The following is a 14,399-nucleotide window of genomic DNA, read 5'->3' as shown; positions in this document are numbered from 1 at the left end:
GTAAAGGAGCTTCAGCCGAAGAAGGGCAGTGTTGGTAAGAACATATTTGGTATGACCAAGAAAAATATAAAACACTAAAAAATAATCCGAAGAGAGGAGTTTATGGTATGAAAGAGTTTATTAAGGGCGCAAATCCGTATCTTCCATTGTGGGAGCATGTACCGGATGGAGAACCCAGAGTTTTTGAATATAACGGAGAGAAGCGGGTATACGTATATGGCTCGCATGACATAGAAAGAGATAAATACTGTGGAAGGAACTATGTTGTATGGTCTGCACCTGTTAATGACCTTACAGATTGGAAATATCACGGAGTATCCTATGAGACACATTATGATTCAGTGTTGTTTGCTCCTGATGTTGTAAAAAAGGGAGATACTTACTATCTCTATGCGGCTGAAAGATGCGGAAGCCTCGTTGTGGTTGCTTCGTCCAAGACTCCTTGGGGACCTTTTGAGAATCCTGTAGAAACCAAACTTGGTTTTGATCCCGGAGTGCTTGTTGATGATGATGGCAAAGTCTATGCGTACTGGGGAGGATGTGCTGCTCCATGTTATATAGCAGAACTTGAAGATGACATGGCGACCATTAAAGAAGGAACACTTGTAGAAAATCCTTTGGGACATTCCTCTTGTCCATGGGATCCAAAAGATGATGGACATATATCTCTCACAGACGGTTTTTTTGAAGCATCAAGTCCCAGAAAAGTCCTCGGAAAGTATGTATATATCTATTCCAAGTGCTATGAAGTTCCTGTTCCTGAACTTGGAGTATTTGAATCATGCAATGGATTCCTTTCATATCGTATAAGTGACACTCCCTTTGGACCTTTCCATGATGGAGGTGATTTCAGCTTTAATGGTGGAGAAATACTTCATGACAGCCAGGGACTTGGAACCATGACCTACAAATGGGGCAACAATCATGGCTCAATCATGGAGATAGAAGGACAGTGGTATGTCTTTTACCATAGGCAGACAGGTACGAATGAATACTCACGCCAGGCTATGATGGAACCGGTTGATGTTGCGCTTGGAAAAGATGGAAAGCTATATATAGGAGACATAAAGTATATAGCAGGAGAGCCTGTATCATCGAAACCTGTGGAAATGACTTCTCAGGGACCTCATATAAACGGTCTTGATTCATACAAGTGGATATCTGCCGGCTATGCCTGCCATATCTTTGGAAGCAGTAAAAACGCACATATAATACCTGTGTATGAGGAAAAGGATGACATTTCTGCTCCGGTTGTAAATATTACATCAGGCACCACTGTGGGATTCAGGTATCTTCAGTTTGGTAATACATCAGCCAAAAAGGTAACAGTAATCCTTGGAGAAGCAAAGCCTGTAAAGATAAATGTCCGACTGGATTCATATAATGGACGTGTGATTTCAACTATGGTCTTTAATGGCTCTGAAAATGAAAAGACATCTGAGCTTACTTGCGGTGTAATAGGTAAGCATGCTATATATTTTGAATTCCTCTCTGAAGACGCAGATGAAGAGTACACTTTTGATAGATTTACATTTGATTGAAGCAAGCCCAAAGGAGGCTCTATGCGACTGTTCATAGCGATTAATTTCGATACAAATATGACTGATGCTCTTATAGAGATGCAGGATGACCTTATGAGATGTGGGGTAAAGGGCAATTTTACTCGTGAAGAGAACCTTCACATGACTTTGGTATTCATTGGCGAGAGCGATGAGCCGGAAAAGATTGAGGAGATCATGAAGGATGTGCCACTTAGGTCTTTTACCATCCATGTGTCAGGAATGAGGCGCTTCAAAGATATGGTATTTGCCAACGTAGAAGATAATCCCGATCTAGATAATTACGTGAAACGTCTAAGGCGTGCCCTTTCGGATAATGACATTGATTTTGATAAAAAGAAATTCGTGTCCCATATAACTCTTGTAAGGCGGGCTCTCGGAGCTAAAGATATACAGTTACTGTCTGATGAGAACATCTCAGAAAAGATGAGAGTCAATGGAATATCTTTGATGAAATCAGAACGGGGAAAGCACGGCATGATTTACACAGAGATCGGATATGTGCGGGCATTTTAGTGCAGGTAAGGTGATTATTTTGCTTTTAGGGAGGACGATATGAAAAAAGGGAAATTAAAACTGTCAAAAACTATCATGTACATGCTGGCTTTCTTTTGTGCATCATTCTTTTTTGGGGGATTAGTTGTACAAGCAACGGTTGGAAATGTACACGCTAAGCAAACAGCAGATTATCTAAAGAGCCTGGATATAATTCTTGAAGACAAGACCGTTAAGCATGCCAGTGATTACAACGAGGATTATCTTGCATTCATCTTTGGAAGGACGTCCTGCCCAAGGACAAATTCTATGATGGCAGTTCTGGACAATGCAGAAGCAAAAGGAATATCCATAAAACAAATATTTCTGCCTGTCGATGAGGTAAGAGATAGGCTGGGAGAGTTTAAGAGTGTACATTCGCAAAATACTGTACTCGCTCTTGGAAGATCATATTCTTCCTGGGAATGTCAGCACTATGAACAGATTTCATCAAGCACCCTTCCCACGATAATTATACTGGATAAAAACAGGAACGTGGCCTGGGCATCCGTAAATGTCGAGTATGACAGGCTATATCAGTTCTTCGGTTTTGTTCTTCCGGAAAAGTTTGAGGTTACGTCCTCAGAGGATGTCATAGGAATGGATCATCATGTAGGAGATACATGGAAATTTACTCCTGTTATTACTCCAGTTAATGCTTCTTTTAAGGATGTTACATGGTACGTAAGTGATGAAAATGTTATAAAAGTGGATGATAACGGAAACTGCAAAGCTGTTGGAACCGGGCATGCCTTCATAATAATTAAGCTGTCGGTCACAGCTCAAAAATGTAATCCAAGAACATACACCTACTACTATAATATCTATAGCAAAGATACGAAGATACAACCGCAGCAACTTCGAGAAAATGATGTAACATATGCGATAAAAAATGGAAAAGCATATATCAGATCTGTGTCCGGAAGCGCGCAAAAAAATCTTGTATTTGACGAATATATCATAGCGGGTGGTAAAAAATTTTATATTACAGGTATACAGCAGTCCGCCTTTTCAAATACAGGCATAAAATCTGCAGACTTTACGAAAACAAGGATAGATACTATAGATAAAAACGCATTTTCAGGATGCACAAAATTAAAAAGCATAAAGCTTAATGCGAAGTATCTTAAGAAAGTGAAGAGCAACGCTTTTTACAGGACTAACAAAAAGCTTAAGATAGGGCTCAAGGGTACTAAAAAGCAATACAAGAACGCGGTGAAGCTTTGCAAGAATAAGGGAAATAGCAAAGCTAAATTCAGGCGCATAAAGTAAAGGGACAGGTATGAGAAAACAATCATTCTTTTTAATAGCTTTTATAGCAGGGATCCTGTTGTTTTCAATGAATGCGAGAGCCCAAATGATAGATGCAAAGTCTCCGCAGGAGATTAGAAATTACATTTATTCAAAAAAAATTAATCTCGAGGAGATGCCCGCGTATTCAGTAACTCCAAGCACATCACAGCCTTACACCACAGGCAATCTTTCACAAGGCTCATTGAATTCTGCACTAAACACACTTAATGCTGTAAGATATATTGCAGGTCTTCCTGAAGTGTCACTTGATACAGATCTTTGTCAAAAAGCACAGACAACATCACTCATAAATGCAGTAAACAATTACCAGTCACATTATCCTTCAAAGCCACAGGGCATGGATGAAGCCATGTATAAACTCGGCTTTGATGCAGCATCACAAAGTAATCTTGCACATACCGGCAACGGGCTTAATTATGATATTGTGTTTGGGTGGATGGCTGATAACGGAGCAAATAACCTCAGTTCAGTGGGACACAGAAAATGGTGCCTTAGTTCTCGCATGAGAAAGACGGGATTTGGGCTTGTAAATGATTATGCTACCATGTATGCCTTGGACATGTCAGGTACTAAAAACGGAAGATATGTTGCATGGCCTGCTCAGAATATGCCTTTGGAGTTTTTCTATGAAGTAGATAACATGCTTCCGTGGTCATTGACTGTGGGAAAAACGGTTAACGCATCTGGCGTATCAGTGACACTTACAAGAAGGAATGATGGGAAAATCTTACATTTTTCCGCTACATCCATGGCAGACGGATATTTCAATGTAGATAATTCTTATAAAGGTGATCAAGGGTGCATAATATTCCAACCGCATCTCCTATATTCTGCAGGTGATTCATTTCATGTGAGTATATCCGGTGTTGATTCTTCCCCGATAGAGTATGACGTCTCTTTTTTTAGTGTAAGCGACTGCCTTGTATATAACACAGAGATAAATCTTAACAAGGACAATGCTTCCATTGATGTAGGTAAGACTATAAAGCTTTCAGCAAAAGTAAAGCCTGATAAAACAAAAATCGCGTGGATGAGTTCGGATACCTCAATAGCGACTGTGAATAATGGCACTGTAAAAGGAATATCTGAGGGAGAGACAGATATAGTTGCATATGCACCGAATGGAGTCAAAGCCGTCTGCAGAGTAACTGTTACGGACCCTTCCATAACAAAGAATATAAAGATATTAAAAAGCTACAAGCCAAAAATAAAAAAGAAAAGTGCTTCAAAAAAATCCATTATTCTTACTGTAGAAAAGCCTTCTATAAAAAATGTGCAATTTGAAGTACAGTACAAAAAGGGCAGTGGTAAATGGGTATCCATAATATCAAAAAAGAATAAGATAAAGATTAAAAAACTAAAGGCAGGAAAAAAATATAAGATACGTGTAAGAGTATACAAAAAATACCGTGATAATAATCAGTACAGCAAATGGTCAAAAACAATATCATTTCTGCGGATACAACAATGAATAAATTTATTAGATCAATAGGAATAATCATGGTATCCATAATAACAGATTATATTTTCCTTCTATCAGGTTTTACGTACGGATTATTCGGATCGATGCTTATTTTCTATTCACTTCTTATCCTGCTTCCGTTTTTCTGCAGTATTTTGTTTTATATGATCATTCAGTCTCCATCGTCAAAAGAGAAAGTGGCTTTCACTTTATTTAGACTAATATTATTGTTTGCTTTGGCGAGTTTTCTTGATAAGAGTTATCTTGGAGGCGAAGAAGGAATATTCTATGCTTATCTTTTGTGTGTTATTTTCCTGGATGCAGCTTTATCTGTATTGATTTTTTATCTGATCGGATGGTGGATGAAAAGAAAGCAATTAAGTGTTTCCTTGAGCATTCGTGGCAAAAGTGTCATATTGGCCTTAATGACTTGTTTTATGATCATTACAATTCCCATTTTGCTAAAAAGCTATTGGCATTATTTTGATGGTTCGTGTTCGGGAACTTATGTCGGCAGATATAGTAATGATAAGGTGGTTCTTGATCAGTTTTATTTTTGCTATAACGACGTAGTTGAAGCTGATTTTAAGGTTAGAGACGGCTTGGTAGTATTGGATATGGATTCCATTCGAATAAAAGAGAATTCGTCTGATATTTATACAGATTCTCAAAAGCAGAAAATGTTAGATGAAATCATTTTCTTAGCTGGAAAAAAAGGCATTAGCCTGGGCGGTGAGAATTACGAAATGTGGTTTAATTATGACATTACACATTTTGATGCCACCGTTTTAGATCGAGTTCGAGAGGCCGACTCAGTTGCGGACTCTGGCTATTCTGATGGGTCGTGGTGGGGAACTTATGCTTCTACTGAAAGTAATAAAACGGTGGTTTTTGATCGGAATTATTTTTGTTACAATGACGTGGTTGAAGCTGGTTTTAAGTGTGTAGACGGTGCGATAGTATTGGATATGGATTCTATTCGGATAAAAGAGAATTCGTCTGATACTTATACAGATTCTCAGAATCAGAAAATGTTAGACGAAATCATTGCCTTAGCTGAAAATAATGACATCCACCTGTCAGCTACGGATTGGGAAGATCGCTTATACCTATACTATAACATGACACATTTTGATGTTTTGGATCGAGTAGTTGAGTGAGAATTAATAAAAAGAACAGTTCATTTGATTACTGTATTTATATTAGAGCTATGTAACAGGGGAAATTCTTGGAGTTATGACAAATTTTGATCAGATTAAAATGCTAAGCCTCTGGGGGATTCTGAGTTCATTCTGAATAAAATACAAGAAATGTATGATGACATGGATTCAAGGCTCGGTTCTATATTCAGAAGAATTAAGGAAAACGGCTATATAAACATTGAAGGTTCTGACAAAAAAGTAACCGGCATAGCATTTACTGTAAAAATGCCGGAGCAAAAAATTCCATTTATATATGCGAATTATTTAGGCGAAGCTGATGATGTAACAACTGTCTGCCACGAAACCGGTCATGCTATGCAGAATCAGCCCGACTTTCATGACATAAAGTATCTATGTTAAAATATGATGATTGAGTGTTGATGGAGGCGTTCCTAATGGAAATTGATTTAAAAAAACTCGAAGAAAAGTATTCAAAGAATAAACCCACGTTTTCACCATTAGAGTTAGTTATATGCATTGCGTTAATCATGATTGGATGTGTGTTGTTTTGTGCGATGCCGGATGAAATGGGAATTTGGGGCTGGATATTGTTTGTAGCAGGTACTTTCCTGAATGTTGTGGGAGTGTTCAGACTTGCTGCAATGGTCCCGGAGGCAAAGAGTGATTTTGGTAAAAAAATAGTAATTTTGATATCGATTGCTTCTGCAGCTTTCATACAGTTCATTGGACTACTGTATTTATATAAGAGCGGTGGAACAGGGAAAGGAGCTGCTATAGCTACGCTTGCACTATGTATCAGTCTTGGGCTGATCATATATGCTGTTGATTTCGAAAATAAGAAGCAGCAGAAAAGGATAAAAATAGTTTGTGTAATGATTACTATCATTCTTATTGCTATAGCAGCCTTTCTTATTATCAGAGATGATTTTTCCAATGCTAGCGTTTTTGTAGGAACAATACTTTTGATAGAAGCGTTGATAACCGGTAAAATTGGCTTCTCAGCACAAAAGTGAGCCTCCTTTTTTTAGTATGTTATCAAGGGTGATATGATAGCTCTTGTATAATTAAGCGGCAAGCTCCAGACATTTGACACTGTACAAGAAGTGTTTGATTATTGCTTCATAACGCTCTGCGTCAACAAGGATATTGCGAGTATGATCTGCGCCTTCAAATATGTGCATTTCTGTGTAGCCCTTGGTTGCGGACTCAAGCTCCATAGTATCATTTACAGGTACAACGCAATCACTGTCTCCTTGAATGAAGCATACCGGAATTTTATTGCCTCTAAGGCTGTCTTTTGTAAAAATGTTTTTATAAGAGAATCCGAACATAAGCTTGAAAAAAATCTCCGCCGGATCAAAAAGTACAGGTGATACATGTGCTACCTGCTGAGCAAGCTTGCAAAGAAGTGAATAAAGTGAATTGTAGCAGCTGTCAGCGATAACAAAAGAAATATGAGGATTATACTTAAGAGCGGTAAGAGCAGTCACACCGCCAAGGCACTCGCCGTGTACGCCTATTTTGATATCATTCCCGAAACGGTTAACTGTATCATTTATCACACTAAGAAGATCCTTGCTTTCCTTGATGCCCCATGTTGATGGAGACTTTTTGTTATCACCATGCCCACGAAGATCAAAGAGAATACCATTATATCCCATTTTTTGGAATATGTTAAAATATTTGATTCCTCCAATTCTGCAATAAGTTGATGAATGAACCAGAATAACGTATTTTTTGGAAGGTATGGCTGAAGGAATATATGTTGCATGTAGCTCATAGCCGTCAAAGGATTTAATTATATATTCTTCCTTTTTCCAGTTCTTATAACCATCCAGAAAATGTCTACGGTTTTCTTTCTGATATGCTATGCTGGGATCGATGCATTTAACAAGTCCCATAGATCTTGCAAGTATTGCGCAGACAAAAAGATATAAAATGATTAGAATTATTGGTACTACTATTATCATATAATGACTCGTTTCTTACAAAAAAAATAAACAAATGATTTTTAAGATAGAATCATATCATAAAAAATCAAAAAAGCAAATAGTTAAGTTTTATTTGTGTTGGAGGAGCAGAATGAAGGGTGTTGAATATATCGGGATTGCTATAATCGTTAATTTTATAGTATCACTGGTGTTTTTTATAAAAGAAGAGATAAGTGCCAAAAAAGAAAAAAGAAAGAGAAGAGCAGGGTTTCTTGTCTGGTTTATTATAAGCAGCTGTTTACTTCTTACAGCACTGACGTTGATCATCTTATTTATACTTCTTACAATAGCCGTAGTGAGTAACATGTGATATGAGAGATAAGATATTTTTTAAGCTTTTGATAGTTGAAGCTATAACAGGGCTGCTTCTTACCATAGCTCATGCTGTGTATATTTATTATGCCTATACCAATTCATCAATCATATATTTTGTTTCCAAGGAGATCTGGCTATGAAGAAGATCATTGTTATTCTCATGGCTATGTTTTTTTTAATAGTCAATGTGTTTATGTATGTGACGATTACAAGACGCCTTGGCAATAACTATAGCGATGCTACCAAGAACAGGATGGTTGATGTTGGAAGCTACTTGCCCTTTGAAGAGGAGTCGAATCTTGCAAGAACAGGATCTTCATTACATTTTAATGCAGATGATGACCTTCCCGTTTTGGACGGCGCAGCAGCGCTTGTTCCTGTATATGCCTCAGTGATTGACAATATCTATCCTGAGGGATGTGTGACTTATGAAGGCGGCAAGTTTTCTGATGACAACAAGTTTGGAGAAAATTTTGCAAGTGACAGCGTCATGCAGTTTCAGAATACAGTAAGAGGATATAACGCTCTTGTAGAGGGCTCTGTGGACCTTTTCTTTACAGCTCATCCATCCCGGGAGCAGCTTGACTATGCCAAAGATATGGGCGTAGAACTTGAGATCGTGCCTATAGGCCTTGAAGCTTTTGTCTTTTTTGTTAATGAGGATAACCCTGTAGAGAATCTCTCAATAGATCAGATCCGAGGAATATATAGAGGCAATATTAAGAACTGGAATGAAGTTGAAGGCCCCGACCGCCTTATCAATCCCCTTCTTAGGATTAAAGGATCAGGAAGCCAGACCATGATGGAGACGTTCATGGAAGGCGATATGATTAGTAGGAGAGATCCGCTCTCAATATTTGGTGGAGCGATTGGTTATTCTTTTAGATATTATCTTGCCGGGATGGTAGGCAATGACAACGTTAAGATGCTATCTGTAAATGGAATATATCCAAATGTTGAGAACATCAAAAACGGTTCATATCCAATATCTGCCAATTTCTATGTAGTATACAGAAAAGATAATAATAATGAAAATGTTACAAAACTTGTCAACTGGCTACTATCTGATGAAGGCCAGAACATGATAGAAGCATGCGGCTACGTAGGTGGAAGCCATCGTGAAAAAATTAATGACCAGGAGGAGAACAATAACAATATGACGGTTTATGAAAATGGCGGAGAAAATAAAAAGGTAAACGATGAGGACATGAGCTCATTTGCTTCCGGAATAAAAACTGATGATGAAACTGCTATAGCAGAAACAGAATTTGTTCTAAATGATGAGATAGATGAGAGGTGTCCGGTTCAGTATGAGACCAGAAGAGGAAATGTGAATTACGGTGAGTTTTCCCATGGAACTTATTATTCTGAAACCTGTTCTTTGGAGAGAGGATACTGTATTCTACTTCCGGCAGATTACAGCGAGGATAAGAAATATCCAGTTCTTTATCTTTTACATGGTATATTTGGAAATGAGTACTCTTTTTCTGAAGATAAATCCAACAAATTAAGGGAAATTGTCGGGAATATGGCTGCTGACGGGTTAATAGACGAGACAATCATTGTTTGTCCCGATATGTATGCAACATCCGATCCTGAGCAGAAACCGGCATTTGATAGCGAAAGTGTTTTACCTTATGACAATTTCATAAATGATCTCGTTAATGATCTTATGCCACATATTGAAAGCGTGTATTCAGTTGCAACAGGAAGGGACAACACATATCTTGCAGGTTTTTCGATGGGCGGAAGGGAAACCATATATATCACACTTCAAAGACCGGAATTGTTTGGTTATGTATGCGCAATCTCTGCTGCACCCGGAATTGTACCAACAAAGGATAATTTCATGACTCATGAAGGACAGATATCAGAAAACGAAATGAAATTTGCAGATGATGCTGTCACACCGGAGGTCTTCATTGTCTGCTGCGGGACCAAGGACTCTGTTGTAGGAACATATCCAAAGCAATATCATGAGCTTTTAAAGAACAATGGAGCAGACCATATATGGTATGAGATAATCGGAGCAGATCATGATAATAATGCGGTTAAAAGCGGTATTTTCAATCTGTTTAAACAGATTGCATTCAGGAAAGCTTCATCTAATACGAGGTAAAAAATATGGGTATTCTATGATTATTTTGATTTATGAGGGAGCAATCAGACTGGTTGCTCTCTTTTTCTGATTTAAAATAATTATACATTTTAGAAAAAGATAATAGAAGTCTAATAGTTGTCTAATAAAATCCTATCAGCAGAGTAAGTATAATTAATTGGTAGTGATATGATTTTGCTATAGGAGCAGAGATGACTCTTTATGAAAAATTATACAAAATTCTTTTCTACGGGGATTCGTGGAAGACAATACTGAAAGGTCTTTGGGTGACTGCGCAGATATCGTTTGTAGCGCTTATTCTGGGCACTGTTTTTGGAGCCTTAATATGTCTTCTCAGAACACGAAAAAGAACAATATTTTGAACCCTTTGATGGAGCAGATACTGTCAAAGTAGGAGTTACAGGAGACCTTCCGCCTTTTGATTATATGGCAGCTGATTCTTAATTAAAGATACCGGAGGGATAATAAGTATGCAAAAAACGACTAAAAGAGAGTATGGGATTGATCTTCTGCGTATTATCTCTATGATGATGGTAACTATGATGCACGTGAACGGACACGGCGGAATAATAAATGCGGCTACTCCGTTTTCGGCACAATATGAATTTGCCTGGTTGTTAGAGGATTTTTTTCTGGTCAGCATCAATTGTTTTGTCATGATCACAGGATATGTCTATTTTGATAAAGAAATAAAGTATTATCATTTATTTACACTGTGGGCAGAAGTATTATTTTATTCGTTGTTTATATTGATCGGACTGAAATTCTTGTTTCCGGAGGATATAGGTCTGATAAATCTTTGGAAAGCTGTAATCCCCACATTCTATACTGATAATAATTTTAGCAGATATTGGTTTTTTACTTCCTATGTCGGTATGTTCATATTATCGCCTTTTGTGAGTTTGGGATTAAAACACTTTAATAAGAAACAGGATATTACTGTATTCACCGGTATGTTTATTATTTTTTCGTTTCTGCCAACGGTATTGGGGCAGGAATATGCTTTTTGCCTTAATCAGGGATACAGTACATTATGGTTTATCGTATTATATTATACCGGTGGTCTTATCCGTAAATACAACATATTTGAAAAGCTAACGACTCATAAATGGCTATTGATTTATTTTATTTGTGCTATTTTGGCCTGGATGATAAGATATTTCCTCGAAAAACAGGGAGTTATAGAAGCAATATTTGCGCTTAATTCATTCGACTGTTATTCATCTTCCTTGTATCTGATAGGGGGAATTGCAATGTTGTGTGCCTTTATTAGAGTCAAAGTAACTAATCCGGCTGTCATGGCCGTTATCAGTTTTTTTAGTCCGGTATGTTTTGGGGTATATTTAATACACGATAATATGGCGCTTTCCTATTATTTCATTAGCGGAAAGTTCGCATTTTTGGCACAAAAGAATCCTGTTATTATGTGCATCGGAATTGTTGCAAGCGGACTGGGAATATTCGTAATATGTTCGTTGGTTGACTGGATAAGAGAGTTACTGTTCCGAAAATTGAAGGTTGAAGAAAAACTTGCAGGTCTGGAGCAACGCTTTTCCTGATAATATATTTATAACAAAGTTACCGTAATTGTATGAAATGATCCCGGTGGATATCGATGAATCAATGTTAACGAGGAGGTATCAGGATGATTACTATTATTCAACAAATACTTGCAGGATTAGTAACTACTGGAGTTTTGGGGTGGCTCTATATTAGAATGATAAAAAGGGATAAACCTCCGCAGATTGGTGTTCCTCAAGCTGTGTTGCCAATTATTCTTGGCATAATTTCTGAAATAATTGGGTCTAGAGCTGTTGTGTTTTGGATGATGTCATTTGGAGAGGGTGGTGCTGCAAAGTTTAATGAATTGCCGGTAGTTGCTAGACAATTTCTGGCACCTTTTTTATTTGCAGCGTTTCCGGAAGAGTTTATTAAGTTAATAATGGTAATCATCACTCTGTGCGTATTTAGAAAAAAGGTAAAGAATGTATATGAATATATATTGATAGGCGCAGCGGTAGGAATAGGATTTTCTATATCAGAAGATTATAGTTATGCTTCTGAATTGGCAGGTTTTTTCGTTAGACTTCCAATGATGCCGGGTCACATGGCTATGGATATGCTTATGGGCGAATTTTTAGGTATAGCCATGTACAACAAAAAGAATAATGCAGGGCCTGTAGCAATTTTTAACATAGCTGCATTTGTTGTCCCGGTTATTATTCATACTTTATATGACGCCGGTACAACCGGTAATTATATGGTATTTCAGGGAGCAGCAGAGCAAAATACCTTGATGCTTACGATTGGTTGCGTGTATGCATTAGTTGTAGTAGTCGGATTTATTGTTTATTCATTTCGTATGATAGTTAGACTCAAAAAGAATGCTGAAAAGTTCAATAATATGGTTATTAGCGAAGTGGAATAATCGGATCACTAATATCAGGATACGTTAACAGGGGCCCATGCAAATGGCTCTATATATGATAGTGAACAATTTGCTTAGCCGGATGGAGGACTGATCGTGAAAAAGATATTAATTTCTATTGGGGCATTAGTACTTATCTTTTTTTGTCATGGAGATTAATAAGTAATACAGCAAACCCTGATGAGAATCCCAGTGCTTCCCAAACAGATACAGCGTGGAAAGATCAAGAAAAAACTGAGTCCGGCTCCCATGAAGGGGATCTTATGGGCGAATCTTCAGAGGATAACAGTGAGCTATATGAGAAAACGAATCCCGTTTTTAACACAGCGAAAACCACCCTGTTCCAGCTGGCACAGCAGGGCAATCCTTATGCCGCCGAGATATCCGAAAAGATGGGGCTGACAGAGGATACACAGAAGAGCCAGTCTCTCAGCATGGCCACGGAGGAAGAAATGACCTTCCGGATTATCCTGGAATCACGGTACAATATGATGGGCAGTTTGGCACTTGATTCAGGATTCCCTGTGTTCGTTGATCTGCCCTGTGGATATACCCCCCGTTCCATCGAAATGGCGGAACAGGGTGTGACATATATCGGCCTGGACCTGCCTCCTGTCATATCGGAAATAAGCGACATCATTCCGTCGCTGATAAGCGAGGAAAAGCAAAACCTTGTCCGGTTTTGCCCTGCTGACGCTACAAACGGCGAATCACTTGAGAAAGCACTTGAAGATGTTAAAGGAAGCATCTGCATCAATACTGAAGGCCTCCTGATGTATTTAAATGATTCAGAGACTAATTCTTTTCTGGATAATATCCGGAAGCTGCTGAGTATTCACGGCGGATGCTGGATTACAGCGGATTTCGAGGTTATGCCGGAGCATAACCGGATATTGAGCGCCATACATCCCGGAGAATCCAGCCATGATACAAGTCGTATCCTCAAGGAAAAAGCGGATGTGGGAGCTGAACATAATAAGCTGATGGTACGCTATGGGAATGAGGATGAGGATATTAAAAGGACAGAAGCCATCCTTAAAGAGCACGGCCTGAAAGCAGAACGGATTCGGATTGCCGGATACCTTGCGGATACGAAGTCATTTGCCTCACTGACCAAGGAACAGCAAGATGCTGTACTAAAGGCTGTGGAAGATATTGCATTCTGGAAGATTGTGCTGGCGGGATCGGCAGAGAGCAGCACCGAGACGGCCAATAGTTTCACGATTCACACTGAGTTTAAGGATGGCGAGCTTGGGATTAGCCTTACCGGCCGCCTGGATTCACTGACCGCACCGCAGTTGCTGGCCAAGTACGAGGAACAGCGTGAATCCGGCGACATCAGAAAAGTCCGGATTGACTGCCATTCCCTGGACTACATTTCCTCTGCCGGCTTGCGGGTGCTGGTGATCATGCAGAAGGAATGTAAAGAAGGAGTGAGCCTCACAGGCGCGAATGAGGTTGTATCTGACATCCTCATTCAGGCCGGTTTCAGTGATAGTTTGGACATTGAATGA

14 protein-coding genes are annotated in these 14,399 nt (G+C 38.6%); 13 read left to right on the top strand and 1 reads right to left on the bottom strand.

Annotated features, from left to right (window positions below):
- Positions 1–107 precede the first annotated feature (107 nt).
- From ACHCNF_RS16255 to ACHCNF_RS16225, 7 genes are all read left to right on the top strand, one after another.
- On the top strand, positions 108–1,541 hold the full coding sequence (locus tag ACHCNF_RS16255; protein ID WP_408072504.1) for a family 43 glycosylhydrolase: 1,434 nt from the start codon (positions 108–110) through the stop codon (positions 1,539–1,541).
- Positions 1,542–1,562: 21 nt separating this feature from the next.
- Entirely contained in the window at positions 1,563–2,075 is a 513-nt protein-coding gene (gene thpR, locus ACHCNF_RS16250) for an RNA 2',3'-cyclic phosphodiesterase (protein WP_408072503.1), read from the top strand.
- A 39-nt stretch (positions 2,076–2,114) separates the two neighbouring features.
- On the top strand, positions 2,115–3,365 hold the full coding sequence (locus tag ACHCNF_RS16245) for a leucine-rich repeat protein (RefSeq protein ID WP_408072502.1): 1,251 nt from the start codon (positions 2,115–2,117) through the stop codon (positions 3,363–3,365).
- 10 nt (positions 3,366–3,375) lie between these two features.
- On the top strand, positions 3,376–4,878 hold the full coding sequence (locus tag ACHCNF_RS16240) for a CAP domain-containing protein (protein ID WP_408072501.1): 1,503 nt from the start codon (positions 3,376–3,378) through the stop codon (positions 4,876–4,878).
- Positions 4,879–5,033: 155 nt separating this feature from the next.
- Positions 5,034–6,029: a hypothetical protein gene (locus tag ACHCNF_RS16235; RefSeq protein WP_408072500.1), complete on the top strand. Its 996-nt coding sequence runs from the start codon at positions 5,034–5,036 to the stop codon at positions 6,027–6,029.
- Between the two features lie 162 nt (positions 6,030–6,191).
- Complete coding sequence (locus tag ACHCNF_RS16230) at positions 6,192–6,431, top strand: hypothetical protein (RefSeq protein ID WP_408072499.1); 240 nt, start codon at positions 6,192–6,194, stop codon at positions 6,429–6,431.
- Positions 6,432–6,466: 35 nt separating this feature from the next.
- Positions 6,467–7,045 carry a hypothetical protein gene (locus ACHCNF_RS16225; RefSeq protein ID WP_408072498.1) on the top strand — a complete coding sequence of 193 codons (579 nt, stop codon included), beginning with the start codon at positions 6,467–6,469 and terminating at the stop codon, positions 7,043–7,045.
- A 51-nt stretch (positions 7,046–7,096) separates the two neighbouring features.
- Here ACHCNF_RS16225 and ACHCNF_RS16220 read toward each other — a convergent pair whose 3' ends face one another.
- Complete coding sequence (locus tag ACHCNF_RS16220; protein WP_408072497.1) at positions 7,097–8,002, bottom strand: alpha/beta hydrolase; 906 nt, start codon at positions 8,000–8,002, stop codon at positions 7,097–7,099.
- A 112-nt stretch (positions 8,003–8,114) separates the two neighbouring features.
- On the opposite strand from ACHCNF_RS16220, the gene ACHCNF_RS16215 reads away from it, so the two are divergent.
- From ACHCNF_RS16215 to ACHCNF_RS16190, 6 genes are all read left to right on the top strand, one after another.
- On the top strand, positions 8,115–8,333 hold the full coding sequence (locus ACHCNF_RS16215; RefSeq protein WP_408072496.1) for a hypothetical protein: 219 nt from the start codon (positions 8,115–8,117) through the stop codon (positions 8,331–8,333).
- A gap of 1 nt (position 8,334) precedes the next feature.
- The gene (locus tag ACHCNF_RS16210; protein WP_408072495.1) at positions 8,335–8,478 is read left to right on the top strand and encodes a hypothetical protein; all 144 of its coding nucleotides are present in this window, start codon (positions 8,335–8,337) and stop codon (positions 8,476–8,478) included.
- Positions 8,475–10,457, top strand: a complete 1,983-nt coding sequence (locus ACHCNF_RS16205) for a substrate-binding domain-containing protein (protein ID WP_408072493.1) — start codon at positions 8,475–8,477, stop codon at positions 10,455–10,457. Before ACHCNF_RS16210 ends, ACHCNF_RS16205 begins: the two co-directional genes overlap by 4 nt.
- A 470-nt stretch (positions 10,458–10,927) precedes the next feature.
- Positions 10,928–12,016, top strand: a complete 1,089-nt coding sequence (locus ACHCNF_RS16200) for an acyltransferase (RefSeq protein WP_408072492.1) — start codon at positions 10,928–10,930, stop codon at positions 12,014–12,016.
- 86 nt (positions 12,017–12,102) lie between these two features.
- Complete coding sequence (locus tag ACHCNF_RS16195; RefSeq protein WP_408072491.1) at positions 12,103–12,885, top strand: PrsW family glutamic-type intramembrane protease; 783 nt, start codon at positions 12,103–12,105, stop codon at positions 12,883–12,885.
- A gap of 263 nt (positions 12,886–13,148) precedes the next feature.
- Positions 13,149–14,399, top strand: a complete 1,251-nt coding sequence (locus ACHCNF_RS16190; RefSeq protein WP_408072490.1) for an STAS domain-containing protein — start codon at positions 13,149–13,151, stop codon at positions 14,397–14,399.

It is taken from the genome of Butyrivibrio sp. NATIVEDY162 (assembly GCF_045999815.1).
Lineage (GTDB): Bacteria > Bacillota > Clostridia > Lachnospirales > Lachnospiraceae > Butyrivibrio.
The sequence above is the reverse complement of the archived record's forward strand: the minus strand, read 5'-3'. Positions and strand labels throughout refer to the sequence as shown.

What these genes read in the sequence shown, in the direction of transcription:
- ACHCNF_RS16255 (WP_408072504.1), top strand. Translation starts at nt 108, where the DNA reads ATGAAAGAGTTTATTAAGGGCGCAAATCCGTATCTTCCATTGTGGGAG.
- thpR (WP_408072503.1), top strand. Translation starts at nt 1,563, where the DNA reads ATGCGACTGTTCATAGCGATTAATTTCGATACAAATATGACTGATGCT.
- ACHCNF_RS16245 (WP_408072502.1), top strand. Translation starts at nt 2,115, where the DNA reads ATGAAAAAAGGGAAATTAAAACTGTCAAAAACTATCATGTACATGCTG.
- ACHCNF_RS16240 (WP_408072501.1), top strand. Translation starts at nt 3,376, where the DNA reads ATGAGAAAACAATCATTCTTTTTAATAGCTTTTATAGCAGGGATCCTG.
- ACHCNF_RS16235 (WP_408072500.1), top strand. Translation starts at nt 5,034, where the DNA reads ATGATCATTCAGTCTCCATCGTCAAAAGAGAAAGTGGCTTTCACTTTA.
- ACHCNF_RS16230 (WP_408072499.1), top strand. Translation starts at nt 6,192, where the DNA reads ATGGATTCAAGGCTCGGTTCTATATTCAGAAGAATTAAGGAAAACGGC.
- ACHCNF_RS16225 (WP_408072498.1), top strand. Translation starts at nt 6,467, where the DNA reads ATGGAAATTGATTTAAAAAAACTCGAAGAAAAGTATTCAAAGAATAAA.
- ACHCNF_RS16220 (WP_408072497.1), bottom strand. Translation starts at nt 8,002, where the DNA reads ATGATAATAGTAGTACCAATAATTCTAATCATTTTATATCTTTTTGTC.
- ACHCNF_RS16215 (WP_408072496.1), top strand. Translation starts at nt 8,115, where the DNA reads ATGAAGGGTGTTGAATATATCGGGATTGCTATAATCGTTAATTTTATA.
- ACHCNF_RS16210 (WP_408072495.1), top strand. Translation starts at nt 8,335, where the DNA reads ATGAGAGATAAGATATTTTTTAAGCTTTTGATAGTTGAAGCTATAACA.
- ACHCNF_RS16205 (WP_408072493.1), top strand. Translation starts at nt 8,475, where the DNA reads ATGAAGAAGATCATTGTTATTCTCATGGCTATGTTTTTTTTAATAGTC.
- ACHCNF_RS16200 (WP_408072492.1), top strand. Translation starts at nt 10,928, where the DNA reads ATGCAAAAAACGACTAAAAGAGAGTATGGGATTGATCTTCTGCGTATT.
- ACHCNF_RS16195 (WP_408072491.1), top strand. Translation starts at nt 12,103, where the DNA reads ATGATTACTATTATTCAACAAATACTTGCAGGATTAGTAACTACTGGA.
- ACHCNF_RS16190 (WP_408072490.1), top strand. Translation starts at nt 13,149, where the DNA reads ATGGGCGAATCTTCAGAGGATAACAGTGAGCTATATGAGAAAACGAAT.